18 protein-coding genes and 1 tRNA gene are annotated in these 22393 nt (G+C 70.8%); 8 read left to right on the top strand and 11 right to left on the bottom strand.

Annotation, left to right across the window (positions count from 1 at the left end):
- Positions 1 to 7 precede the first annotated feature (7 nt).
- From WQ53_RS14050 to accD, 9 genes are all read right to left on the bottom strand, one after another.
- Positions 8 to 760: an NADH-quinone oxidoreductase subunit C gene (locus WQ53_RS14050; protein ID WP_052633334.1), complete on the bottom strand. Its 753-nt coding sequence runs from the start codon at positions 758 to 760 to the stop codon at positions 8 to 10.
- Between the two features lie 35 nt (positions 761 to 795).
- Positions 796 to 1368, bottom strand: a complete 573-nt coding sequence (locus WQ53_RS14045) for a NuoB/complex I 20 kDa subunit family protein (RefSeq protein WP_052633333.1) — start codon at positions 1366 to 1368, stop codon at positions 796 to 798.
- On the bottom strand, positions 1359 to 1715 hold the full coding sequence (locus WQ53_RS14040; protein ID WP_052633332.1) for an NADH-quinone oxidoreductase subunit A: 357 nt from the start codon (positions 1713 to 1715) through the stop codon (positions 1359 to 1361). The genes WQ53_RS14045 and WQ53_RS14040 overlap by 10 nt, the downstream gene beginning before the upstream one ends.
- Before the next feature lie 291 nt (positions 1716 to 2006).
- A tRNA-Leu gene (locus WQ53_RS14035) sits at positions 2007 to 2091 on the bottom strand.
- Positions 2092 to 2135: 44 nt separating this feature from the next.
- Complete coding sequence (gene secG / locus WQ53_RS14030) at positions 2136 to 2579, bottom strand: preprotein translocase subunit SecG (protein WP_052633331.1); 444 nt, start codon at positions 2577 to 2579, stop codon at positions 2136 to 2138.
- A gap of 50 nt (positions 2580 to 2629) precedes the next feature.
- Complete coding sequence (gene tpiA, locus WQ53_RS14025; RefSeq protein ID WP_052633330.1) at positions 2630 to 3388, bottom strand: triose-phosphate isomerase; 759 nt, start codon at positions 3386 to 3388, stop codon at positions 2630 to 2632.
- A 97-nt stretch (positions 3389 to 3485) separates the two neighbouring features.
- Positions 3486 to 4424 carry an isopenicillin N synthase family dioxygenase gene (locus WQ53_RS14020; protein ID WP_052633329.1) on the bottom strand — a complete coding sequence of 313 codons (939 nt, stop codon included), beginning with the start codon at positions 4422 to 4424 and terminating at the stop codon, positions 3486 to 3488.
- Between the two features lie 68 nt (positions 4425 to 4492).
- A complete protein-coding gene (gene glmM / locus WQ53_RS14015) occupies positions 4493 to 5851 on the bottom strand; it encodes a phosphoglucosamine mutase (RefSeq protein WP_052633328.1) in 1359 nt (452 codons plus the stop codon).
- Positions 5848 to 6741 carry an acetyl-CoA carboxylase, carboxyltransferase subunit beta gene (gene accD / locus WQ53_RS14010; protein ID WP_052633327.1) on the bottom strand — a complete coding sequence of 298 codons (894 nt, stop codon included), beginning with the start codon at positions 6739 to 6741 and terminating at the stop codon, positions 5848 to 5850. The genes glmM and accD overlap by 4 nt, the downstream gene beginning before the upstream one ends.
- Positions 6742 to 7026: 285 nt before the next feature.
- Here accD and WQ53_RS14005 point away from each other — a divergent pair, with 285 nt between their 5' ends.
- Entirely contained in the window at positions 7027 to 7506 is a 480-nt protein-coding gene (locus tag WQ53_RS14005; RefSeq protein ID WP_052633326.1) for a DUF4442 domain-containing protein, read from the top strand.
- On the opposite strand, the gene WQ53_RS14000 is transcribed toward WQ53_RS14005, so the two are convergent.
- Positions 7482 to 8858, bottom strand: coding sequence for a hypothetical protein (locus WQ53_RS14000; RefSeq protein ID WP_052633325.1), 1377 nt, complete (start codon positions 8856 to 8858; stop codon positions 7482 to 7484). The two genes, WQ53_RS14005 and WQ53_RS14000, sit on opposite strands and share 25 nt — an antisense overlap.
- A gap of 68 nt (positions 8859 to 8926) precedes the next feature.
- Here WQ53_RS14000 and WQ53_RS13995 point away from each other — a divergent pair, with 68 nt between their 5' ends.
- The 6 genes from WQ53_RS13995 to WQ53_RS13970 all read left to right on the top strand — a co-directional run bounded on the left by WQ53_RS13995 (position 8927) and on the right by WQ53_RS13970 (position 18313).
- The gene (locus WQ53_RS13995; protein ID WP_052634105.1) at positions 8927 to 9613 is read left to right on the top strand and encodes a DUF502 domain-containing protein; all 687 of its coding nucleotides are present in this window, start codon (positions 8927 to 8929) and stop codon (positions 9611 to 9613) included.
- The gene (locus tag WQ53_RS13990) at positions 9610 to 10389 is read left to right on the top strand and encodes a queuosine precursor transporter (protein ID WP_052633324.1); all 780 of its coding nucleotides are present in this window, start codon (positions 9610 to 9612) and stop codon (positions 10387 to 10389) included. The genes WQ53_RS13995 and WQ53_RS13990 overlap by 4 nt, the downstream gene beginning before the upstream one ends.
- A gap of 352 nt (positions 10390 to 10741) precedes the next feature.
- A complete protein-coding gene (locus WQ53_RS13985; protein ID WP_052633323.1) occupies positions 10742 to 12592 on the top strand; it encodes a DUF885 domain-containing protein in 1851 nt (616 codons plus the stop codon).
- 29 nt (positions 12593 to 12621) lie between these two features.
- Complete coding sequence (locus tag WQ53_RS13980) at positions 12622 to 13689, top strand: serine hydrolase domain-containing protein (RefSeq protein WP_052633322.1); 1068 nt, start codon at positions 12622 to 12624, stop codon at positions 13687 to 13689.
- A 121-nt stretch (positions 13690 to 13810) separates the two neighbouring features.
- Positions 13811 to 14707 carry an ABC transporter ATP-binding protein gene (locus WQ53_RS13975; RefSeq protein WP_052633321.1) on the top strand — a complete coding sequence of 299 codons (897 nt, stop codon included), beginning with the start codon at positions 13811 to 13813 and terminating at the stop codon, positions 14705 to 14707.
- A 3-nt stretch (positions 14708 to 14710) separates the two neighbouring features.
- Positions 14711 to 18313, top strand: a complete 3603-nt coding sequence (locus tag WQ53_RS13970) for an ABC transporter permease/M1 family aminopeptidase (protein ID WP_052633320.1) — start codon at positions 14711 to 14713, stop codon at positions 18311 to 18313.
- An 822-nt stretch (positions 18314 to 19135) separates the two neighbouring features.
- Here WQ53_RS13970 and WQ53_RS13965 read toward each other — a convergent pair.
- Entirely contained in the window at positions 19136 to 20749 is a 1614-nt protein-coding gene (locus WQ53_RS13965) for a phytoene desaturase family protein (protein WP_052633319.1), read from the bottom strand.
- 147 nt (positions 20750 to 20896) lie between these two features.
- On the opposite strand from WQ53_RS13965, the gene WQ53_RS13960 reads away from it, so the two are divergent.
- Complete coding sequence (locus WQ53_RS13960; RefSeq protein ID WP_052633318.1) at positions 20897 to 22384, top strand: CHASE2 domain-containing protein; 1488 nt, start codon at positions 20897 to 20899, stop codon at positions 22382 to 22384.
- Positions 22385 to 22393 lie beyond the last annotated feature (9 nt).

The following is a 22393-nucleotide window of genomic DNA, read 5'->3' as shown; positions in this document are numbered from 1 at the left end:
TGGGCGCTCACTTGGCGGCCTCCCGCTGCGCGGTCTCGCCGGCCGCGGTCTGGTAGCGCGAGTCGTCGCGGATCACCCGCGGCACACCCACGCGCGGCTCGACCGAGGTGACCGGCTCGTACACCACGCGCTTGCGTTCCTCGTCGTAGCGCACTTCGACGTTTCCGATCAGCGGGAAGTCCTTGCGGAACGGGTGGCCGACGAAGCCGTAGTCGGTCAGGATCCGGCGCAGGTCCGGATGGCCCTCGAAGACGATGCCGTACAGGTCGAACGCTTCGCGCTCGAACCAGTTGGCGCCCGGCCACAGGCCGGTCACCGACGGCACCACCGGCAGCGCGTCGTCGGGCGCGAAGCAGCGCACGCGCAGGCGCTGGTTGTTGGCGTAGGACAGCAGGTGCAGGACTGCGGCGAAGCGGTGCTGCGGCGCGACCACCGGAGTGATCCGGCCGTCCTCCTCCTGGCTGGGCCGCTCGCCCCAGCCGAAGCGGCCGGTGCCCTTGCCTTCCACGCCGCGGCTGAAGCCGCCGGAGGACACGCCCTCGGTGTCCCACTCGTCGCTGCCGTAGCCCATGTAGTCGACGCCGCTGACCGCGACCAGCTGCTCGAAGCCGAACTCGTCGCGCAGCGCGCGGCAGGTGTCCAGCCAGTCCTGGGCGGCGGCCTCGAGGGTGGTCTCGCCACGGGGTTCGGCCACGGTCACCACCGCGGCCGGGAAACGGTCGCGCAGGCGTTGGGCGAAGGAGGCAGCTGGCTCGGCCATGGGGCTTGGCGTATCCGGAGGGTGCTTGGAGGGGGTCAGCGGTCGATCGTGTTCTTTTTCGCGACGGTCTGCGTGCGCCAGATCTTCTTCTGCAGCTGCAGGATGCCGTAGACCAGCGCCTCGGCCGTGGGCGGGCAGCCCGGCACGTAGATGTCCACCGGCACGATCCGGTCGCAGCCGCGCACCACCGAGTAGGAGTAGTGGTAGTAGCCGCCGCCGTTGGCGCAGCTGCCCATCGATATCACCCACTTCGGGTCGGGCATCTGGTCGTAGACCTTGCGCAGCGCCGGGGCCATCTTGTTGACCAGGGTGCCGGCCACGATCATCACGTCGGACTGGCGCGGCGACGGCCGGAACACGACACCGTAGCGGTCCAGGTCCAGGCGCGCGGCGCCGGCGTGCATCATCTCCACCGCGCAGCAGGCCAGGCCGAAGGTCATCGGCCACATCGAACCGGTACGGGCCCAGTTCATCAGCGCGTCGACGCTGGTGGTGACGTAGCCCTTCTCCAGCAGCGGATTGTCGCCCTCGGGGCGCAGGATGTCGTCAACCCGCCCTTCCGGGATCGGATTGGTCATCAGGCGATCGATGGTTTGGATCACTCCCATTCGAGCGCTCCCTTCTTCCAGACGTAGACGAAGCCGAGGAACAGCATCCCGACGAACAGGCCCATGGTGACCAGCGCGCGCGGCCCCAGTTCCTGGAACACGAGGGTCCACGGCACGATGAAGATGATTTCCAGGTCGAAGACGATGAACTGGATGGCGATCAGGTAGTAGCGCACGTCGAACTTCATGCGCGCGTCCTCGAAGGCCTCGAAGCCGCACTCGTAGGGTGACAGCTTCTCCAGGGTCGGACGGCGCGGGCCGAGCACGCGACCAACGATGATCAGCGCGATGCCGATCCCGGTGGCCACGATCAGGAACAACAGGGTCGGCAGGTATTGGGCCAGCACGTGCGGTTCTCTCTTGCCTCTGCCCGGCGCGCCGGGCTTGGGTCCGTTTCCGCGAAGGCCGCGGAGCGCCTGTTGCGTCCTCGCCGCCGGGGGTCCGGCGATGCCGCGGACGGGCGCATGTGCCGGTGTCCGCTGCGATTGTGCACAGCAGCGGAATTGTAGCGGGTGCCCCGTTCGGGAGTAAACGCTTGCAACCCTGCCGCAGCGCCGCAGAAAGCAAGAAAAAAGCCCGCTTCGCGCGGGCCTTGGCCTTGCCGCCTCCGGCACGCATGGCGCGCCGGCTTTCACATGTGGTGCCCAAGAGGGGACTCGAACCCCTACGACTCTCGTCGCTACCACCTCAAGGTAGTGCGTCTACCAATTCCGCCACCTGGGCAATGAAACCGTGCGCCGGCCGCGCGGCGCGGCGCATTGTACGCCTTACTGCGCGGGCGGCGCAGCCTCGGTCGGCTGCGGCGCCGGAACCGAGCTGTCGGCCGGCGCGGGCGCCGGAGCCGCCGGGGTGGCGGCCGGCACCTCGGCCGGAGCGGCCGGCAGCGCCGGCATCTCGCCCGGCGCCGGGGCGCCGCCCTGGACCGGCGCGGGCTGCTCGTTCATCAGGCTCGGCGCGGCCTGGACGGTCGGACGCGCGCTGTGGGTCGCGTACCAGGCCATGAACAGGCTGATGCCGAAGAACACCACGGCCAGCCACTTGGTGCTCTTGGACAGGAAGTTGGACGCGCCACGGGCGCCGAACACCGTGCCCGAGGCGCCCGCCCCGAAGCCGGACCCGGCCGCGGCGCCGGCGCCGCGCTGGAGCAGGATCAGCGCGATCATCGCGATCGCCACCAGCACGTACACCACATTGAGGATCGTCATCAGCATCGTCTGTTGCTCTTGTCTTCTCGGCCCGTACTATTGCCCTGAAGCGAAGCCTAGGGGGCCGGCGAGGCCGCCCGGGCGATGGCCAGGAAATCCGCGGCCACCAGCGAGGCGCCGCCAATCAGCCCGCCGTCCACGTCCGGCTGCGCACAGAGCGCGGCGGCGTTGTCGGGCTTCACGCTGCCGCCGTACAGGATCGGCAGGGAATCGGCGATTCTAGCATCGTGCGCGGCGATCTGGCGACGGATGAAGGCGTGCACGGCCTGGGCCTGGTCCGGGCTGGCGGTGCGGCCGGTGCCGATCGCCCAGACCGGCTCGTAGGCCACCACCGCGTCGGCGAAGGCCGCCACCCCCACCCGTTCCAGCACCGGCCGCAGCTGCCCGGCGACCACATCCTCGGTCAGCCCGGCCTCGCGCTGGGCCAGGCCCTCGCCCACGCACAGGATCGGCCGCAGCCCGGCCCGGACCGCGGCCTGGAACTTCAGCGCCACCAGTTCGCTGCTCTCGCCGTGGTACTGGCGCCGCTCCGAGTGGCCGACCAGGCCGTATTGGGCGCCGACGTCGACCAGCATCCGGGCCGAGACCTCGCCGGTGTAGGCGCCCTCCTCGTTGCTGCTCACGTCCTGGGCACCGAAGGCCAGCGGCGTGTCCTCGAAGTCCTCGATCAGGTCGCCCAGGTAGGGCAGCGGCGGCAGGACCACCAGTTCCACTCCCGGCACCGGCGCCCCGTCGGCGATCCCGCCGACCAGCGAGGTGGCGAAGGCCCGGGTGCCGTGCAGCTTCCAGTTGCCCGCGACGATCCTGCGACGCATGTCCGACTCCGATTGGCTGGTGGTGCGCGGAAGGATAGCGTGCCCGGCCGCCCGTCCCGCGCGCGTGGCGCGGGGCACGCGGCCGGACCACGGCGGATCACTTCAGCTTGATCTCGCGCAGCCGCTCCTCCAGGTAGCCCTGGGCGGTGATCGGCTCGGGATAGCGGCTGGGGTTGTCGGCGGTGACCGTGGACGGCAGCACGTCGATCAGGAAATCCGGGTTCGGGTGCAGGAAGAACGGCACCGAATAACGCGGCTTGCGCGCCTCCGCGGCCGGCGGATTGACCACGCGGTGGGTGGTCGACGGGTACACGTGGTTGGTCAGGCGCTGCAGCATGTCGCCGATGTTGACCACGATGGTGTCGGCGTCGGCGGTGAACGGCACCCACTCCCCCTTGCGCGACAGCACTTCCAGGCCCGAGGCACTGGCACCGACCAGCAGCGTGATCAGGTTGATGTCCTCGTGCGCGCCGGCGCGCACGTTGGGGATGTCGTCGGCGGTGATCGGCGGATAGTGGATCGGGCGCAGGATCGAGTTGCCGAAGTCGGTCTTGTCGGCGAACCAGTCCTCCGCCAGGCCGATGTGCAGTGCCAGCGCCGACAGCACCCGCGAGCCGAGCCGGTCCAGCGCCTGGTACAGGCCGTAGCCGTGCTCGCGGAAGCCGGGGACCTCCTCCGGCCACAGGTTCGGCGGCATCACCTCGCGGTACTTCGAGTCGTCCGGGATCTCGCGGCCGATGTGCCAGAACTCCTTGAGGTCGAAGTGCTGGGCGCCCTTGGCGGTCTCCACGCCGAACGGGGTGTAGCCGCGCGCGCCGCCGCCGCCGGGCACGTGGTACTTCTTCTTGGTCTCTTCCGGCAGGGCGAAGAAGCGCTTGAACACGTCGTAGGCCGCGTCGATCTCGGCCTGCGGGATGCCATGGTTGCGGATGCCGGCGAAGCCCCACTCGCGGTAGGCCGCGCCCAGCTCGGCGACGAACGCGTCGCGGTCGCTCTCAAAGCGGTTGATGTCGAGGGTGGGAATGCGTGCAGCCATCTTGCGTGCTCCGGGGAATCGTGGGCGGCGATTCGACCACGCCGCGCCTCAAGGGTTCTTGATCGTGATCAGGCCGCGGCGGCCTGGCGCACGGCGGCGGCCAGCCGGTCCAGGGTGTCCTGCATCAGCGCGGCGTCGTCGGCTTCGACCGTGACCCGCACCACCGGCTCGGTGCCGGACGGGCGCAGGAAAGCACGGCCCCTGCCCTGCACCGCGGCCTGGGCGTCATGCAGCGCCCCGCGCACGCCGTCGGCCTCCACGGTTGTCTTGGCCGAGGCGCCGTCCAGGCGCACGTTGATCGTCTTCTGCGGCACCATCGCCAGCCCGTCCAGCGCCTGGCGCAGGCTGCGGCCGGACCGGCGCAGCACGTCCAGCACCTGCAGCGCGCTGACGATGGCGTCGCCGGTGGTGGCGCGGTCCAGGCACAACAGGTGGCCGGAGGCCTCGCCGCCAAGCACGCCATCGCCCTCGACCAGCGCCTGGTGCACGTAGCGGTCACCCACTTTCGCCCGCTGGAACGGGATCCCGGCCTCGGCCAGCGCCTGCTCCAGCCCGTAGTTGGTCATCAGCGTGCCGACCACCGGCCCGCGCAGGCGGCCACTGGCCTGCCAGGCCCGGGCCAGCACGTACAGCAGGCCGTCGCCGTCGACCGGGTTGCCCTGGTCGTCGGCCATAAGCACCCGGTCGCCGTCGCCGTCGAAGGCGATTCCCAGGTCGGCGCCGGCCTCGCGGACCTTGGCGGCGAGGTTGTCGATGTGCATCGAGCCGACCCCGGCGTTGATGTTCAGGCCGTCGGGCGCGGCACCTATCGCCACCACGTCCGCGCCCAGTTCGCGGAACAGCAGCGGGGCGATGTGGTAGGTCGCGCCATGGGCGCAGTCCAGCACCACCTTGAGCCCGCGCAGGTCGAAGCCGCGTGGGACCGAGGACTTGCAGAACTCGATGTAGCGGCCGACCGCGTCACGCGCGCGCACCGCCTTGCCCAGCCTTTCGGAATCGACCGTGGCGAAATCGCCGTCCAGCGCCGCCTCGATCGCCAGCTCGGTGGCGTCGTCCAGCTTCTCGCCCTGCGCCGAGAAGAACTTGATGCCGTTGTCGTAGTGCGGGTTGTGCGAGGCGCTGATGACGATGCCTGCGTCCGCCCCCAGGGTGCGGGTGAGGAACGCCACCGCCGGGGTCGGCATCGGCCCGAGCAACTGCACGTCCACGCCGGCGGCGACCAGCCCGGCCTCCAGCGCCGACTCGAACATGTAGCCGGAGATGCGGGTGTCCTTGCCGATCACCACGGTGCGCCGGCCCGGCCGCCCGGCAGCCAGCACCCGGCCCAGGGCGTTGCCCAGGCGCAGCACGAAGTCGGCCGAGATGGCGCCCTCGCCGACCCGGCCGCGGATGCCGTCGGTACCGAAATAACGCCGGGCGCCGCTCATGCCGCGTCCAGGGTGTCGCTGTCTTCCGGCCGCGGCTGGCGGGTCATCATCGCCAGCAGCTCGGCCAGGCGGTCGCGCAGCTCGCGGCGGTCGCAGATCTGGTCGATCGCGCCGTGCTCGAGCAGGAACTCCGAGCGCTGGAAGCCCTCCGGCAGCTTCTCGCGCACGGTCTGCTCGATCACCCGCGGGCCGGCGAAGCCGATCAGCGCCTCGGGCTCGGCGATGTTCAGGTCGCCGAGCATGGCGAAGCTGGCCGACACGCCGCCGGTGGTCGGGTGGGTCAGCACCGAGACGTAGGGCAGCCCTGCCGCGCGCAGGCGGCCCAGCGCGGCGGAGGTCTTGGCCATCTGCATCAGCGAGAACAGGCTTTCCTGCATGCGCGCGCCGCCGCTGGCGGAGAAGTTGACGAACGGGGCGCCGATCTCCAGCGCCTTCTCGGCGGCCAGGGTGAACTTCTCGCCCACCACCGAGCCCATCGAGCCGCCCATGTAGGCGAAGTCGAACGAGCTGGCCACCAGCGGCCGGCCCTTGAGCAGACCGTGCATCGCGACCAGCGCGTCATACTCGCCGGTGGACTTCTGGGTGGCCTTGATCCGCTCGGCGTACTTCTTCTGGTCCTTGAACTTCAGGACGTCGGTCGGGGCCAGGGTGGCGGCGATCTCGCTGGTGCTGCCCGGGTCGAAGAGCGAGGCCAGCCGGGCGCGGGCGCGGATCGGCATGTGGAAATCGCACTTCGGGCAGACCTCCAGGTTCTCTTCGAGCTCGGGCCGGTACAGCACCGCGCCGCAGCGGTCGCACTTCTCCCACAGGCCCTCGGGGACGCTGCGCTTGCGGTTGGCGGCGTTGTCGGTGCGGATGCCGGAGGGCATCAGTTTGCTGAGCCAGCTCATGCGGAAAGGTCGGTTCCGTTCAGGGGCCGTCGCCGGCCGGAAAAGGGCGACAGTCTAGCTCAGGGACCCGTGGGCGGTGCTGGGGGGCGAAGACGCCTCGTCACGTCTGGCGAGGATCGTGTAGGAGCCGGGTTCAGCCGGCGACACGGGCGTCGGGAATATTAGGAGTCGCCTGTGCCGACGTGGCGTGTCGCCGGCTGAACCCGGCTCCTACACAAGAACCGCGCCCTGTCCGTACCGGGGCGTACGCTAGACTTCGATCCCTTCCCCCGCATCGTCCCGCCCATGAAAGCCTCCACACTGCGCCACGGCATGAACCTGTGGCCGCCGTTCCTGTTCACCGGCATCCACGTGGCGTACATCGCCCCGGACTGGCGCCACGCCCGGGTCGAACTGCGGATGCGGCCGTGGAACCGCAACTACGTAAGGACCCACTTCGGCGGCAGCCTGTTCGCGATGGCCGACCCGTTCTGGATGCTGCTGCTGATGCACCGGCTGGGCCGCGACTACTACGTCTGGGACCAGTCCGGCGCCATCGACTTCATCAAACCCGGGCGCGGCACCGTAGTCACCTCGTTCACGGTCGACGACGCCATCCTGGAGGAGATCCGCGCCGCCACCGCCGACGGCGGCAAGTACCTGCACTGGTTCGAGAACGAAGTGCTCGACGCGGACGGCGAAGTGGTCGCCCGGGTGCGCAAGCAGGTCTACGTGCGGCGCAAGCCGGACCGGCGTCCGGCTCAGGGCGGGGCACCGGCGGCCTGAAGACGGCTGGCCGGCAGTGGCACCGACCAGTTGCCGGCGTGCCCGCCCGGGCCCTCGCGCGGCCGCTCGTGGAGTGCGGTGACGAGCGTACCGGCGACGGCGTCCAGCCGCAGCGGCCGTGCCGGGCTGCGCATCGGCGCCGGCAGCTGCGCCAGCGCCGCTTCGTCGATCTCGCCGTCGCGGCCGCGCAGCCACAGCAGCGCGGCCATCGTGCGCAGGCGGGCATCGGCGTCCTGCAGGCGCAGGCCATAGTCGGCATAGGCCGGCGCGGCGATGTCGGCGAGGATGCAGCCGGCCGCGTTGGAGGCGCAGGCCAGCGACCAGCGCGACGGCGGCGGCGTCGGATCGCGCAACGGGCGGTCCCGTGCGATCAGTTCGCGGGCCTGTGCGCCGCAGTACCAGGCGAACTTCGGCGCGCCGCGCGCGACCGTGCGTTCGGGATCGAACAGCAGCCGCGCCCCCCACTTGGGCCAATCCCGGTCGGCCACCTCGGCCGCGACGGCCGTGGTGACGTGGCTCCGCAGCCCACCGGTGGCGAAGCGGCCTTCCGCCAGCATGGTCCGGCAGACACCGTCCTCCAGCGCGAGCGGCAGCGCGAAGGCAGCGTCGCACCGCGCCGGCAGTGCATGCCCGCGAGGCAGTTCGGCCAGCATCTCGGCCAGAAGGGTCGCGTTGCCCTGGACCAGGGTCGCGCCGATCATGCTGCCGATCAGGCTGTCGCCGGCCTCGACCATCCGGCGCCCCTGCAGCACCCCCGAACAGACGCCGGCCAACGCGGCATCGACGTCCCCGGCGGCGAAGCGCCAGGCGTCGCGCGTGGCCAGCCGGGTCATCGGCTGGTAGGCCGGCAGCGGCGTGTCGAACCGCACCGCGAACGGGTTGCGGAAATGGCCCCAGGCCGCCAGCGCCACCGCGCGGTCCAGCAGCGTGGCATTGCGCTCCAGCAGGGCGGCATAGGCCTGCGGCGCGGCGCGCACGCGCTCCAGGCAGCCTGGCTCGCGCAGCGTGCACCAGGCCGGGTCGTCCTCGCGCGTCGCCACCAGGTCGGGCCAGTCCTCCAGCGCGCTGCGCCATGGCGGCGGCGACCCATCCGGCGCCGGCGGCGTAGCGGCGAAGCGGCGGACGTCCTCGGCCAGCACCCCGGCCTGCTCCGCTTCCGGCACTTGGCGGGCGACGGTGTACAGCGCGGCGAAACCGTCCCGGCCTTCGTTCTCGGGCGGCGCGTCGATCAGCGCCAGCGCCTCGCGCTCGGCGGCGGAAGGCCCCATCGCCCGCGATACCAGCCAGACCGCGACCACGAACAACACCACCGCCAGCAGCGCCAGCGCCAGCCACTTCAGCAACCGCAGCATGTTCCCCCCGCCGTCCCTGCCCCCGGATGCGCCGCCAGCATAACCGCGGCCGGCGCTACAATCGCGCCATGTCCCCCGCCCCCCATGCCTCCCACGCGCCGCCGCGCGCTTCGCTGCAGCGCCTGTTCCTCACCGGCCTGCTGACCCTGCTGCCGATCTGGCTGACCTGGGTCGTGATCAAGTTCGTGTTCGTGCTGCTGTCGAGCATCAGCGCACCGTGGGTGGTGCCGCTGTCCGAAAGCATCGCGGACTCGTTCCCGAACTACATGGGCTGGGGCAAGGCGCTGTGGGTGCAGAACACCATCGCCATGGTCGCCACGCTGCTGGTGATCCTCGGCGTGGGCGTGCTGGCGCGGCGGGTGATCGGCCAGCGCCTGCTCGGCTGGTTCGAGGCGTTCATGGCCCGGGTGCCGCTGGCCAACCTGGTCTACACCAGCGTGCGCAAGCTGCTGGACATCCTGCAGACCAAGCCCGGCAGCACCCAGCGCGTGGTCCTGATCGACTTCCCGCACCGCGACATGAAGGCCATCGGCCTGGTCACCCGGGTGCTGAAGGAGGAAGGCAGCGGCCGCGAACTGGCCGCGGTGTACGTGCCGACCACGCCCAACCCGACCTCCGGCTACCTCGAGGTGGTCCCGGTCGAACTGCTCACGCCGACCGACTGGACCGTCGACCAGGCGATGGGCTTCATCATCTCCGGCGGCGCGGTGGCGCCGGAGACCATGCCGTTCACCCGGGCGGGCGAACGCAAGTGAGCCCGCCGGCCGCGCGCCTGCTCGACGACCGCGCGGTCCGCCTGTTCATCGCCCTGGCGGCGTTCTTCTGCGTCAACGCGACCCTGGCCGAGTTCATCGGGGTCAAGATCTTCGCCCTGGAGGACACCCTGGGCCTGGATCCGTTCGAGTGGAACCTGTTCGGCCAGACCGGCTCGCTGAACTTCACCGCCGGCACGTTGCTGTGGCCGCTGGTGTTCATCATGACCGACACCATCAACGAGTTCTTCGGCCGCCGCGGGGTGCGCTTCATCTCGTGGCTGGCGGCGGGGCTGATCGTGTACGGCTTCCTGTTCGCCTTCGCCGCGATCGAACTGGCGCCGGCGCCCTGGTGGCGCGGCGCCGCCCAGGCGCAGGGCGTGCCGGACTACCAGGCCGCGTTCGCGGTGGTGTTCGGCCAGGGCCTGTGGACGATCGCCGGCTCGCTGGTGGCGTTCCTGGTCGGGCAGATGATCGACGTGGTGGTGTTCCACCGCATCCGCCGCGCCACCGGCGAGCGCTGGGTGTGGCTGCGCGCCACCGGCTCGACCGCGGTGTCGCAGCTGGTGGACAGCTTCGTGGTGATCTGGATCGCGTTCGTGCTCGGCCCGCAGAAGTGGCCGACCTCGCTGTTCCTGGCGGTGAGCACGCTCAACTACGCCTGGAAGATGCTCGCGGCGATCGCGCTGATCCCGCTGTTGTACCTGATGCGGCGCTGGATCACCGGCTACCTCGGCGCCGACCGCGCCCGCCAGCTGCGCGAGCACGCCGCGTTGTAGGAGCCGGGCTACGGCCGGCGACACGGGCGTCGGATCGCGCCATGGTGCGGCATGAATCTCCGGGAGCGAGAAACGCATCGCCGCGTGCGGGAGATGAAAATCCGGATTTTCCGGAGCCGCCTGCGCCAGCGTGGCGTGTCGCCGGCTGAAGCCAGCTCCTACAAGAATCAACGGCGACGCCACCTTTTGCAGGAGCTGACTTCAGTCGGCGACACGGGCGTCGGAACCACGAGAAAGTCGCCTGTGCCGACTTGGCATGCAATGGCAAACCATGAATGTCATCGCGATGCGCGCTGGCCTGGACCGGCCGGATGCGGCACTCTCCGGGTCTTCGTTTTTTCCGGAGTCGCCCATGTCCCTGACCCGCCTGCGCTGGCTGGCCCTGCCCGTCGCCCTGCTGCTGGTTTCGCCGTCGCCCGTCGAGGCCGCGCGCAAGAAAGCACAGCAGCCGGCTGCCGCGGCGGCCAAGCCAAAGCCGGCGAAGAAGGCCCAGACCCCGGCCGAGCAACTGCAGCACCTGTACGCCGACTACTGGGAAGCGTCGCTGAAGCTCAACCCGTTGCAGGCCACGTTCCAGGGCGATCCGCGCTGGAACGACCAGCTGCCCAACTACCTATCGCCCGAGTTCCGCAGGCAGGCCCACGACTTCACCACCGAATGGCTGGCCAAGGTGGAAGCGGTCGGCGAGGACGGCCTGGAAGGCCAGGACCTGCTCAGCTACCGCATCTTCGTGCGCAACGCCCGCGACGCGCTGGAGGGCGAGCGCTTCCCCGGCTGGATGCAGCCGGTCAACCAGTTCAACAACCCCGCCACGCTGATGGCCATGCTCGGCTCCGGCGCCAGCGCGCAGCCGTTCCGCACGGTCAAGGACTACGAGAACTGGCTCAAGCGCGCCGCGCAGGTGCCGGCGCTGTTCGAGCAGGCCATCGCCAACATGGAGCAGGGCATGGCCGCCGGCGTGGTCCAGCCGCGGCCGCTGATGGAGAAGGTACTGCCGCAGCTGGACGCGCTGATCAAGCCGACCGCCGAGCAGACCCTGTTCTGGAACCCGATCCGGAACATGCCGGCCGACTTCTCCGAGGCCGACCGTGAACGGCTGACCGCCGACTACCGCTGGCTGATCGAGTACCGGCTGATGCCCTCCTACCGCCGGCTGCGCGGTTTCATCGCCACCCGCTACCTGCCGGCCACGCGCGCCAGCGCCGGCCTGGGCGCCCTGCCCGACGGCGCGGACTGGTACGCGTACAACGCGCGGCAGAGCACCACCACCGAGCTGACGCCCGAGCAGATCCACCGGATCGGCCTGGACGAGGTGGCGCGGATCCACGAGGAGATCCGCAAGGTGATGAAGGAGGTGAAGTTCCGCGGCAACATGCAGCGGTTCTTCCGCTTCATGCAGGAGGACAAGCGCTTCGAGTTCGCCGACGAGGCCGCGCTGCTGGCCTACTACCGCGGCCTGGAGTCGAAGGTGGCCAACAAGGTGCCGGAGCAGTTCTCGCTGCTGCCCAAGGCCGGCTTCGAGATCCGCCCGGTGGAGGCGTACCGCGCGCAGTCGGCCGCGGGCGGGTCCTACATGCGGCCCAGCGAGGACGGCAGCCGCCCGGGCGTGTTCTACGTCAACACCTACAACCTGCCCTCGCGCAAGACCTGGGACGCGGAGGACCTGTTCCTGCACGAGGCCATTCCCGGCCACCACTTCCAGCTGGCCCTGCAGCAGGAACTGACCGGCCTGCCGGCGTTCCGCCGCTTCGGCGGCGAGACCGCCTTCACCGAGGGCTGGGGCCTGTACGCCGAGTCGCTGGGCCGCGACCTGGGCCTGTACGAAGACCCGTACTCCTATTTCGGCTACCTGCAGAACGAGCTGTGGCGCGCGATCCGGCTGGTGGTGGATACCGGCCTGCACGCCAAGGGCTGGACCCGCGAGCAGGTGATCGACTACATGCTGAAGAACTCGGCGACGAGCCAGGTGGAGGCGGTCGCCGAGGCCGAACGCTACATGGCCATCCCCGGCCAGGCGCTGGCCTACAAGATCGGCGAGCTGAAGATCATGGAACTGCGGCGCAAGGCGCAGGCGGCGCTCGGGCCGCGCTTCGACATGCGCGAATTCCACGCCGAAGTACTCAAGGATGGCTCGGTGCCACTGGACGTGCTGGAAGCCAAGGTCGACGCCTGGATCGCGACACGCCAGGGCCAGCCGGGTTAACCTCGCTCCCGACGGCTGCAATCCCGGGGATGCGCGTGACCGGCCTGTTTCCACTGCTCGCACTGGCTGCGCTGTCCGCGGCAGCCACGGCGCCGCCCACCGATCCGTCGACGGCGGTCGACGCGCTGATGCGCGACTACGACGGCCACGTGCCCGGCGCGGCGGTGCTGGTGCTGCGCGACGGCCGGCCGCTGTTGCGGCGCGGCTACGGGCTGGCCGACCTGGAGGCCGGCACCGCCGCCGGGCCGGAGACCAACTACCGGCTCGCCTCCATCACCAAGCAGTTCACCGCCGCGGCGATCCTGCTGCTGGCCGAGGACGGCCGGCTGTCGCTGGACGACCCGGTGAAGCGCTGGCTGCCGTCGCTGCCAGCCGCCGCCGACGCGGTCACCCTGCGCCAGCTGCTCGCCCACACCTCCGGCCTGGTCGACTACGAGGACTACGTCGCGGACGACTTCCCGGGCCAACTGCGCGATGCCGACGTGCTGCGCATCCTCGAAGACCAGGACCGCACCTACTTCCCGCCGGGCAGCGCCTACCGCTACAGCAACAGCGGCTACGCGCTGCTGGCGCTGGTGGTGGGCGAGGCCTCCGGCCGCGACTTCGCCAGCTTCCTGCACGAGCGCATCTTCCGGCCGCTGGGCATGGACAACACCGTCGCCCACCAGGACGGCGTGGACACCGTGGCGCACCGCGCCTGGGGCTACAGCCTGGCCGACGGCCGCTGGACCCGCACCGACCAGAGCCGGACCAGCGCGGTGCTGGGCGATGGCGGCATCTATTCCTCGATCGACGACCTGGCCCGGTGGGACGCGGCGCTGTACGACGACCGCCTGCTGCAGCCGGAGTCGCTGGCGCGGATGTTCTCGCCGGCCACGCCGACGGACGAACCGGACGTACCGCACTACGGCTTCGGCTGGCGCCTGAACGGCGACAGCGCCTGGCACAGCGGCGAGAGCATCGGCTTCCGCAACGCGATCGTACGCTGGCCCGGCGAGCGGCTGACCGTGGTGGTGCTGAGCAACCGCAACGGACCCCGGCCCTACCCGCTGGCGCTGGAGATCGCGCGGCTGTTCCGCGACCCCGCCCCGCCCTGACCCGCCCGGGCCCATGCCCGACAGGCGCCGGGCCCGCCGCCCCCGTCCATGACTTCCAGCCGATAGCGCCACCGCGCCCGAGACCCCAGGATCGGGCCTTCATCAACGGAGGATGTGCCGCATGCTCGAGATCCGCTCGCTGTCCAAGACCTACGCCAACGGCGTGCAGGCACTCAAGGACGTCACCCTCGACATCCCGCGCGGCATGTTCGGCCTGCTCGGCCCCAACGGCGCCGGCAAGTCCACGCTGATGCGCACCATCGCCACCCTGCAGGACGCCGACAACGGCAGCGTCCACCTCGACGGGCTGGACGTGCTCAAGGACAAGACCGAGGCGCGGCGCCGGCTGGGCTACCTGCCGCAGGAGTTCGGCGTGTACCCGAAGGTCTCGGCCGAGGCCATGCTCGACCACTTCGCCGTACTCAAGGGCGTGACCGCGCGCGGCGAGCGCAAGGCGCTGGTCGAGGCGCTGCTGCGCCAGGTCAACCTGTGGAACGTGCGCAAGCGCAAGCTCGGCACCTTCTCCGGCGGCATGCGCCAGCGCTTCGGCATCGCCCAGGCGCTGATCGGCCAGCCCTCACTGATCATCGTCGACGAGCCCACCGCCGGCCTGGACCCGGAGGAGCGCAACCGCTTCCTCAACCTGCTGGCGGAGATCGGCGAGAACACGGTGGTGATCCTGTCCACCCACATCGTCGAGGACGTGACCGACCTGTGCCCGCGCATGGCCATCATCGCCGCCGGCCAGGTGCGCCTGGCCGGCGAACCGCGCGAGGCGATCCGCTCGCTTGAGGGCCGGATCTGGCGCAAGCGGGTGGACAAGGCCGAACTGGGCGAGGTGATCCAGCGGCACGCTGTGCTGTCCTCGCGCCTGGTCGCCGGGCAGCCGGTGGTGCACGTGCTGGCCGACGCCGACCCGGGCGAGGGTTTCGCCGCGGTGCCGGCCAACCTGGAGGACGTGTACTTCGGCGAGCTGCGCAAGGTCGCGCTGGCCGCCAACACTGCGCAGGCGGCCTGACCGATGCTGCGCCATCTCCTCTCCTTCGAGCGCCGCCTGCTCCTGCGCAACGGCGTGTTCTGGATCGTCATGCTGGTGTTCGCCCTTCTGGGCTTCGGCAGCATGGCCTCGGACAACGTCAGCTTCGGCGGCGGCGTCGGCAACATCATGCGCAACGCGCCGGCGGTAGTGATCGTCCTGCTCGGCAGCTTCAGCGTGCTGGCGGTGCTGCTGACCACGATCTTCGTCGCCGGCATCGCGCTGCGCGACTTCGAGCAGCGCACCGCCGAGCTGTTCTTCGCAACTCCACTGCGCAAGCGCGACTACCTGCTCGGGCGCTTCGGCGGCGGCTTTTTCGCCAGCCTGGCGATCATGCTGGCCACCGCGCTGGGCCTGTGGATCGGCAGCCTGATGCCATGGCTGGACCAGGCGCGGCTGGGACCGACGCCCTGGTCGGCCTACGCCTGGGCGTTCGCCGTGCTGGTGATCCCCAACCTGCTGTTCCTGTCGGCGCTGCTGTTCCTGCTGGCCACGCTGACCCGTTCGATGCTCTACAGCTACATCGGCGTGATCGCGTTCTTCGTGCTGTGGACGGTCTCCGGCTTCCTGACCCAGGACCTGGACTCGCGCTGGATCGGCGCGCTGCTCGACCCGTCCGGCACCACCGCCGTGGGCGAGCACATCCGCTACTGGTCCAGCGCGCAGTACAACCAGCAGCTGCCGGCGCTGACCGGGCTGCTGCTGGTCAACCGCGCGCTGTGGCTGGGCGTGGCGATCGTGCTGCTGCTGGCGGCCTTCCGCCTGTTCCGCGCCGACCGCGAGGGCATCGTCCTGCGCCGCCGGCGCAAAGCTGACGACGCACCGGCCGAGGCCGCGCCCCTGCCCGGCGTGGCCGCCGGCACCGCCACGCTGGCCCTGCCGGCGACCACCCTGCGCCAGGGCGCGGCGGCGCGCTGGACCCAGTACCGCCAGCTGGCCGCGTTCGACCTGCGCGGGGCGCTGACCAGCGCCCCGTTCCTGGTGATGCTGGTGCTGGGCCTGCTGATGATCTTCACCGTGCTCAAGTTCGGCGCGAGCATGTACGGCACCGAGCTGTACCCGGTCACCCGGCGCATGCTCTCGGCGATCGACGGCGGCATGGCCCTGTTCCTGGTCATCATCGTCACCTTCTACGCCGGCGAACTGGTCTGGCGCGAGCGCAGCCTGCGCGTGGCCGAGGCGACCGACGCCTATGCCCTGCCCGACTGGATCCCGCTGGCGTCCAAGATGACCGCGCTGGCCGGGCTGGCGGTCGTCCTGCTGCTGGCCGGGGCGCTGTTCACCACCGGCTGGCAGCTGGCCCACGGCTATACCGACCTCGAGCCGCTGCTCTACCTCAAGGGCATCGCCCTGTCGGTGGTGCCGTTCGTGCTGATGGCGGCGCTGGCGGTGTTCCTGCAGGCGGTCAGCGGCAACAAGTTCATCGGCTACCTGCTGATGATCGTGTACCTGGTCGCGCGCGCGACCATGGGCATGCTCGACCTGGACCACCTGCTGTACCGCTACGGCTCGGCCACGCCCACCCCGTATTCGGACATGAACCACTACGGCCACTTCGTCGGCCCGCACCTGCTGCTGCGCGCCTACTGGGCCGCGTTCGCGGCGGCGTTGCTGGTGGTGGCGCTGCTGTTCTGGCCGCGCGGCACCTCGCTGGCCCTGCGCGACCGCCTGCGCCAGGCGCGCGCGCGGCTGCGCGGCCCGGCGCTGGCCACGCTGGCGGCGTCGCTGCTGGTGTTCGCCGGGCTCGGCGGCTGGATCTTCTACAACACCAACGTGCTCAACGAGTACGTGCCCGGCGACCTGGCCAAGGAGCGGTCGGCGCAGTACGAGAAGGACTACCGCCAGTACAAGGACCTGCCGCAGCCGCGCATCGCCTCGATCCGCGCCGACGTGGACATCTTCCCGGAGCGCCGCAGCGTCGACATCCGCGGCCACTACCGCCTGGAGAACCGCACCGACGCCCCGATCTCCGAACTGCACGTCGTCATCAATCCCGATGCGGACGTGCGGCGCCTGGAGTTCGGCCCGCACACCGTGGTCAAGACCGACGAGGTCCACGGCTACACCATCTACCGGCTGGCCACGCCGCTGGCCCCGGGCGCGGCGATGGACTTCGAGTTCGAACTGTCCGGCCAGCCGCACGGCTTCCCGATGGGCGGCGGCAGCACCGCGGTGGTCTACAACGGCACGTTCTTCAACAACTACGCCGCCCTGCCCCAGTTCGGCTACGACGAGCGCCGCCAGCTGCAGGACCGCAACGACCGGCGCAAGCACGACCTGCCGCAGCTGCCGCGGATGAACCCGATCGGCGACGTGGCCGCGCGTGGTTCCAACTACCTGACCAGCACCGGCGACTGGGTCGATTTCGAGACCACCGTCTCCACCAGCGGCGGGCAGATCGCGCTGGCGCCGGGCTACCTGCAGCGCGAATGGGAGCAGGACGGCCGCCGCTACTACCACTACAAGTCCGAGGCCAGGCTGCTGCCGTTCTTCTCGTGGCTGTCGGCCGACTGGCAGGTGGCGCGCGACCGCTGGAACGACGTGGCGATCGAGGTCTACCACCATCCCACGCACGCCTGGAACGTGCCGCGGATGATCGACTCGACCAAGAAGTCGCTGGACTACTTCAGCCGCAACTTCTCGCCCTACCAGTTCCGCCAGTTCCGGATCCTGGAGTTCCCGGGCTACCAGCAGTTCGCCCAGGCCTTCGCCGGCACCATCCCGTACTCGGAGGCGATCGGCTTCATCGCCGACCTGCGCGACGAGGAGGACATCGACTACGTGTTCTACGTCACCGCGCACGAGGCCGCGCACCAGTGGTGGGCGCACCAGCTCATCGGCGCGAACGTGCAGGGCGCGACCATGCTTTCGGAGTCGCTGGCACAATACTCGGCGCTGATGGTGATGGAGGAGGAGTACGGGCCGCGGCAGATGCGCCGGTTCCTCAAGTACGAGCTGGACCGCTACCTGATGAGCCGTGCCACCGAGCGGGTCGAGGAGCAGCCGCTGGCGCTCAACGAGAACCAGCAGTACATCCACTACAACAAGGGTTCGGTGGTGTTCTACGCGCTGCGCGACGCCATCGGCGAGGACCGGCTGAACGCGGTCCTGTCCGAATTCGTGCAGGAATGGGGCTTCAAGGGCCCGCCCTACCCGACCACCCGTGATTTCCTCGACCTGCTCTACGCGCGCACCGATGCCGAGCACCATCCGTTCATCCGCGACCTGTTCGAGCGGATCGTGTTCTGGAACCACCGGGTCACCACGGCCGAGGTGCGCAAGCGCGACGACGGCAAGTACGCGGTGACGCTCAAGGTGCACGCCGAGAAGGTCTCCACCGACGGCAAGGGCAAGGAGACCGAGGAACCGATCGACGTCAGCGTGGACATCGGGGTGTTCGCACGTCCGCCGGGCGGCAAGGAGGCCGACGAGAAGGTGCTGTACCTGCGTAAGCACCGCATCACCGAGGCCGACACCACCCTGGAGCTGGTGGTCGACGAACTGCCCTACGAGGCCGGCATCGACCCCTACAACAAGCTGATCGACCGCGACTCCGGCGACAACCGCAAGAAGACCGTGCTCCTGTAGGAGCCGGTCTCGCCGGCGGCGCGCTCGGCGTTGATCGGTGACGTAGCAGCAACAGGGTTCAGTGGTGGCAAGGGAAAGCCGCGGGAACAACGGCCAGGGCAAAGGCAACAGCACCGGGCGTGGTCGGCTTCGGGCTGAGCCGCGGCGGGCCGGGAGTATTGCGGTCGTCTCGGCGGCACATCCCTGTGCCGACTCGCCGACGCGGCCATCCCTGGCCGCTGCCGCAATACTCCCGGCCCGCCACGTCTTCGGGAGCTTCCAGGTCGTGGCTCCGTTCACAAGCGAGAAGCAGTGCACAGCTCTTGTAGGAGCGGGCATGACCGCGACCCGACGCCGTCGGCCCAGGCGACGCCCTCGTGATTCCGACGCCCGTGTCGCGGTCATGCCCGCTCCTACAGAAGGCAGTGCCGTCGTGGGTTTACCCCCCCTCCCTTTCACCGCACGCGAAGGGGAGGGCCGGAGAGGGGTGCTTTTTGCGGTTGCCGTTGCTCCACCAATCGAAGCCACGCCCTCAAAGCTCCCGAGGCCGTCGTGCCCAGGGGGTCTGGCGCAAGCAGCACAGGGATGTGCTGCGGTCGCGACTCGGAGGCAGGACGCCGCAGCGGAGCGATGCGCCAGACCCCCTGGGCACGGCGGCCCCCTCCAAAGCTAGCGCTCTTGCCCCCAAGACGACACGACCCATCCGAAGGCGATGCACCACTTCAAAGCAGAAAGTCACTGGGCCCCCGCCTACGCGCGGACGACGGCAATGCAGGGATGATGGCAACGGCCCCTCCCGGACCCATCGCTCCTGCTTCCAGCCCCTGCCCTACTTCCACCGCATCAACGCAGATCCGCAATCACCACCCGCGCCGCGTTATGCCCCGGCGCACCGGTCACGCCACCGCCTGGATGCGTCCCCGACCCGCACAGGTACAGCCCCGGGATCGCCCCGCGATACCCCGCCTGCCCCAGCATCGGCCGCGCCGAGAACAACTGGTTCAGGCTCAGCGCGCCATGGAAGATGTCGCCGCCGACCAGGCCGAACACCCGCTCCAGGTCTAGCGGACTGAGCACCTGCCGCCCCAGCACCGAGCTGGCGAAACCCGGCGCATACCGATCGACCGTGGCGACCATCAGGTCGGCCACCTCCTCGCGGTGGTCGTCCCAGCTGCGCCCGCCCGGCAGTTCCGGCGCCACGTGCTGGCAGAACAGGCTGGCCACGTGCATGCCCGGCGGCGCCAGCGAATCGTCGAGCGTGGACGGGATCAGCATCTCCACGATCGGCTCGCGCGACCAGCCATGCTCGCGCGCGTCGCGCCAGGCGCGGTCCATGTAGTCCAGCGACGGCGCCAGGATGATGCCCGCGGTCAGATGATCGCCCTCCCCCGGCAATGCAGCGAAGTCCGGCAGCCGCGACAGCGCCACGTTCATGCGGAAAGTGCCCGAGCCGCAGCGCCAGTTCGCCATGCGCTCGCGCGTGGCCTCCGTCACCGCGGCGGCCGGCAGCAGCCGCTGGTACAGCAGCTTCGGGTTGACGTTGGCCACCACCGCGCGCGCGCGCAGTTGCTCGCCGGCCTCGGTGACCACGCCGGCCACGCGGCCGCGCTCGACCAGGACCTCGCGCACGCCGGCCCCGGTGCGGATCTCCGCACCGGCGGCCGCGGCCGCGCGCGCCATCGCCTGGGTGATCGCGCCCATGCCGCCGATCGCGTGGCCCCACGCACCCTTGACCCCGTTCACTTCACCGAACACGTGGTGCAGCAGCACGTAAGCTGTGCCCGGCGCGTACGGGCTGGCGTAGTTGCCGACCACGCCGTCGAAGCCGAACAGCGCCTTGATCGGATCGCTCTCGAACCAGCGGTCCAGGTATTCGGCCGCGGAGATCGAGAACAGGTCCAGCAGTTCCTGGCGCAGCGCCTCGTCCAGCGAATGCAGGCGCCGGCCCAGGCGCGCGGTGCGCAACAACTCCGGCAGCGCCCGCCACCAGCCGCCGTCGGTAACGTTCGGCGGCGGCTGCAGGGCCAGCGCGCGCAGCACGTCGGCGATCGCCTCCAGCCGCGCTTCGTAGGCCGGCAGTGCCTCGGCGTCGCGGCGGGAGAACTTCGCCACCTCCTCCGCGGTGCGGCCGGCGCCGGTGAGCAGGTAGCCGCCCCCGCCATCGGCAGGGGACAAGGGCAGGAAGTTGTTGCGCCTGCGCTGGACGATGCGCAGGCCGTGGCCGTGCAGGTCCAGGTCGGCGATCACCTGCGGCTGCAGCAGCGAGACCGTGTACGAGGCCACCGAGTTGCGGAAGCCGGGATGGAACTCCTCCGTCACCGCCGCGCCGCCGACCACCCCGCGGCGTTCGAGCACGGTGACCTTGAGGCCGGCACGGGCCAGGTAGGCGGCGCAGACCAGGCCGTTGTGGCCGCCGCCGACCAGCAGCACGTCGCGATCATTCCGGAAATCGTCCATCCGCACAGGTATACCACTGCGCCTATACTGGGCGCGCAGGGGGCCAGCGATGGGGATACGCATGGCCGCAAACCCGGATTCCCGGACGTCCGCCCGGCCGGCGGGCGCGTCGCGCCCGCACCCGGCATACGGGCGCCGCGACGGGCGATGAACGCCGCTTCCGCCATGCCCGGGAAGCGCCGCTGCGCACTGGCGCTGGCCGCCGGGGTGCTCGCCGCGCTGCTGGGTGGCCTGGGCCTTGCCGGTCCGCTGGACGACGTGCTGCATCGCTGGCTGGCTCCGAGCACTTCGCTGCCCGCGCCCGTGGCCGTGCTCGTGGTCGACGATGCCGATCCCTGGCCATGGCCCAACGGCCGCATCGCCGACCTGCTGGAGCGGCTGCGCGACGCCGGCGTGCGCGGCGTCGCCCTCGACCTGCCGCTCCAGTCCGGCGCAGCCACCGACCCCGAAGGTGACGCGCGCCTGGCGCGCACCCTGCTGGAAAACCGCGTCGCGCTCGGCGTCACGCTGGTACCCGGCGCGGACGGTCCGCCGGATGCGCAGATGCCACCGATCGAGTTCGCCGGCGCGGCGCGGCTCGGCCACGTGCTGCTGCCGCGCGACCGCGATGGCCGGGTCCGCCAGCACCTGCCGCACGTGGTCGCGGCCGACGGCGTCCGCTGGCCCTCGCTGCCGCTGGCGCTGGCCCAACCCGGCAACCCGGGTGGCAGCGGCCGCTGGGAGACCGCCGAGCGCTGGCGGATCGGCTACGACGACCGCACCGCGCCGCCGACGCTGCGCGCGGTGGACCTGTTGGCCGGCCGGCTCGGCGCTTCCCGGCTGCATGGCCACTGGGTGCTGGTCGGCCTGGCCGACGCGTCGTCGCAGCCGCCGCTGCCCGGCCCATCCGGCACCGCACCGCTGTTCGCGGTCGAACACGAGGCACGCGCCCTGGTGGCGATGCTGCGGGGTTCCACGCCACGGCCACTGCCGGCCGCGGCGCAGGCGCTGCTGGCGCTGCTGCTGGCAGGCATTCCGGTGCTGCTCGGCCTGGGCCGCGGCGGGCGCGGCTGGCACGCGCCGGCGGCGCTGCTGGGTGGATTCGCCGCCGCGCTCGCGCTGTCGGGCTGGCTGCTCGGACGGCAGCTGTGGTTCGCGCCGGGCGGCACGGTCGCGGTGCTCCTGGCGGCGCTGGCCGGATGGGGCGTGCTCGCGCTGCGCCGGCAGCTGCGCCGGCGCCAGCGGATGCCCGGCCTGGCCTCGCGCCGGCGCCTGGATGCGGCCTTGTACGCCGCGCGCGCCGCCGGCACGCCGCATTCGCTGTTGCTGGTCGAAGTCGGCGCCAGCCCGGCGGGCGACCACGAACAGGTCAGGGCCGACGTCTCCCGGCTCGCCCAGCTGATGCGCGCGCGCGCGCGCCGCCCCGGCGACGTGGCCGCGCACCTGGGCGCCGGACGCTTCGCGCTGCTGTTGCCGGACACCCCGGCGGCGGCGGCCGAGCACATCCTCGAGGACATCCGCCAGCAGGCGGCCGAGCGTGACGTGTCGCTGCCGCTGCAGGGCCGCGTGCACGGCTGCAGCGGCCAGGCCTGCGACTGCGCCGGCGAGCTGCGGCCGCTCGCCGCCGCGCCGGGCGGCGCGCAGCCACCGCGCTAGCACCGCGAC

The sequence above is a fragment of the Pseudoxanthomonas suwonensis genome, assembly GCF_000972865.1.
GTDB lineage: Bacteria > Pseudomonadota > Gammaproteobacteria > Xanthomonadales > Xanthomonadaceae > Pseudoxanthomonas > Pseudoxanthomonas suwonensis_B.
Note: the sequence above shows the minus strand (reverse complement) of the source record. Positions and strands in the feature narration are given on the sequence as shown.

Coding starts and splice junctions, on each gene's coding strand:
- tpiA (WP_052633330.1), bottom strand. CDS start 3,388: ATGCGTCGCAGGATCGTCGCGGGCAACTGGAAGCTGCACGGCACCCGG.
- WQ53_RS14050 (WP_052633334.1), bottom strand. CDS start 760: ATGGCCGAGCCAGCTGCCTCCTTCGCCCAACGCCTGCGCGACCGTTTC.
- accD (WP_052633327.1), bottom strand. CDS start 6,741: ATGAGCTGGCTCAGCAAACTGATGCCCTCCGGCATCCGCACCGACAAC.
- glmM (WP_052633328.1), bottom strand. CDS start 5,851: ATGAGCGGCGCCCGGCGTTATTTCGGTACCGACGGCATCCGCGGCCGG.
- WQ53_RS13985 (WP_052633323.1), top strand. CDS start 10,742: ATGTCCCTGACCCGCCTGCGCTGGCTGGCCCTGCCCGTCGCCCTGCTG.
- WQ53_RS13965 (WP_052633319.1), bottom strand. CDS start 20,749: ATGGACGATTTCCGGAATGATCGCGACGTGCTGCTGGTCGGCGGCGGC.
- WQ53_RS14020 (WP_052633329.1), bottom strand. CDS start 4,424: ATGGCTGCACGCATTCCCACCCTCGACATCAACCGCTTTGAGAGCGAC.
- WQ53_RS14005 (WP_052633326.1), top strand. CDS start 7,027: ATGAAAGCCTCCACACTGCGCCACGGCATGAACCTGTGGCCGCCGTTC.
- WQ53_RS14000 (WP_052633325.1), bottom strand. CDS start 8,858: ATGCTGCGGTTGCTGAAGTGGCTGGCGCTGGCGCTGCTGGCGGTGGTG.
- WQ53_RS13960 (WP_052633318.1), top strand. CDS start 20,897: ATGAACGCCGCTTCCGCCATGCCCGGGAAGCGCCGCTGCGCACTGGCG.
- WQ53_RS13995 (WP_052634105.1), top strand. CDS start 8,927: ATGTCCCCCGCCCCCCATGCCTCCCACGCGCCGCCGCGCGCTTCGCTG.
- WQ53_RS13975 (WP_052633321.1), top strand. CDS start 13,811: ATGCTCGAGATCCGCTCGCTGTCCAAGACCTACGCCAACGGCGTGCAG.
- secG (WP_052633331.1), bottom strand. CDS start 2,579: ATGCTGATGACGATCCTCAATGTGGTGTACGTGCTGGTGGCGATCGCG.
- WQ53_RS13980 (WP_052633322.1), top strand. CDS start 12,622: ATGCGCGTGACCGGCCTGTTTCCACTGCTCGCACTGGCTGCGCTGTCC.
- WQ53_RS14045 (WP_052633333.1), bottom strand. CDS start 1,368: ATGGGAGTGATCCAAACCATCGATCGCCTGATGACCAATCCGATCCCG.
- WQ53_RS13970 (WP_052633320.1), top strand. CDS start 14,711: ATGCTGCGCCATCTCCTCTCCTTCGAGCGCCGCCTGCTCCTGCGCAAC.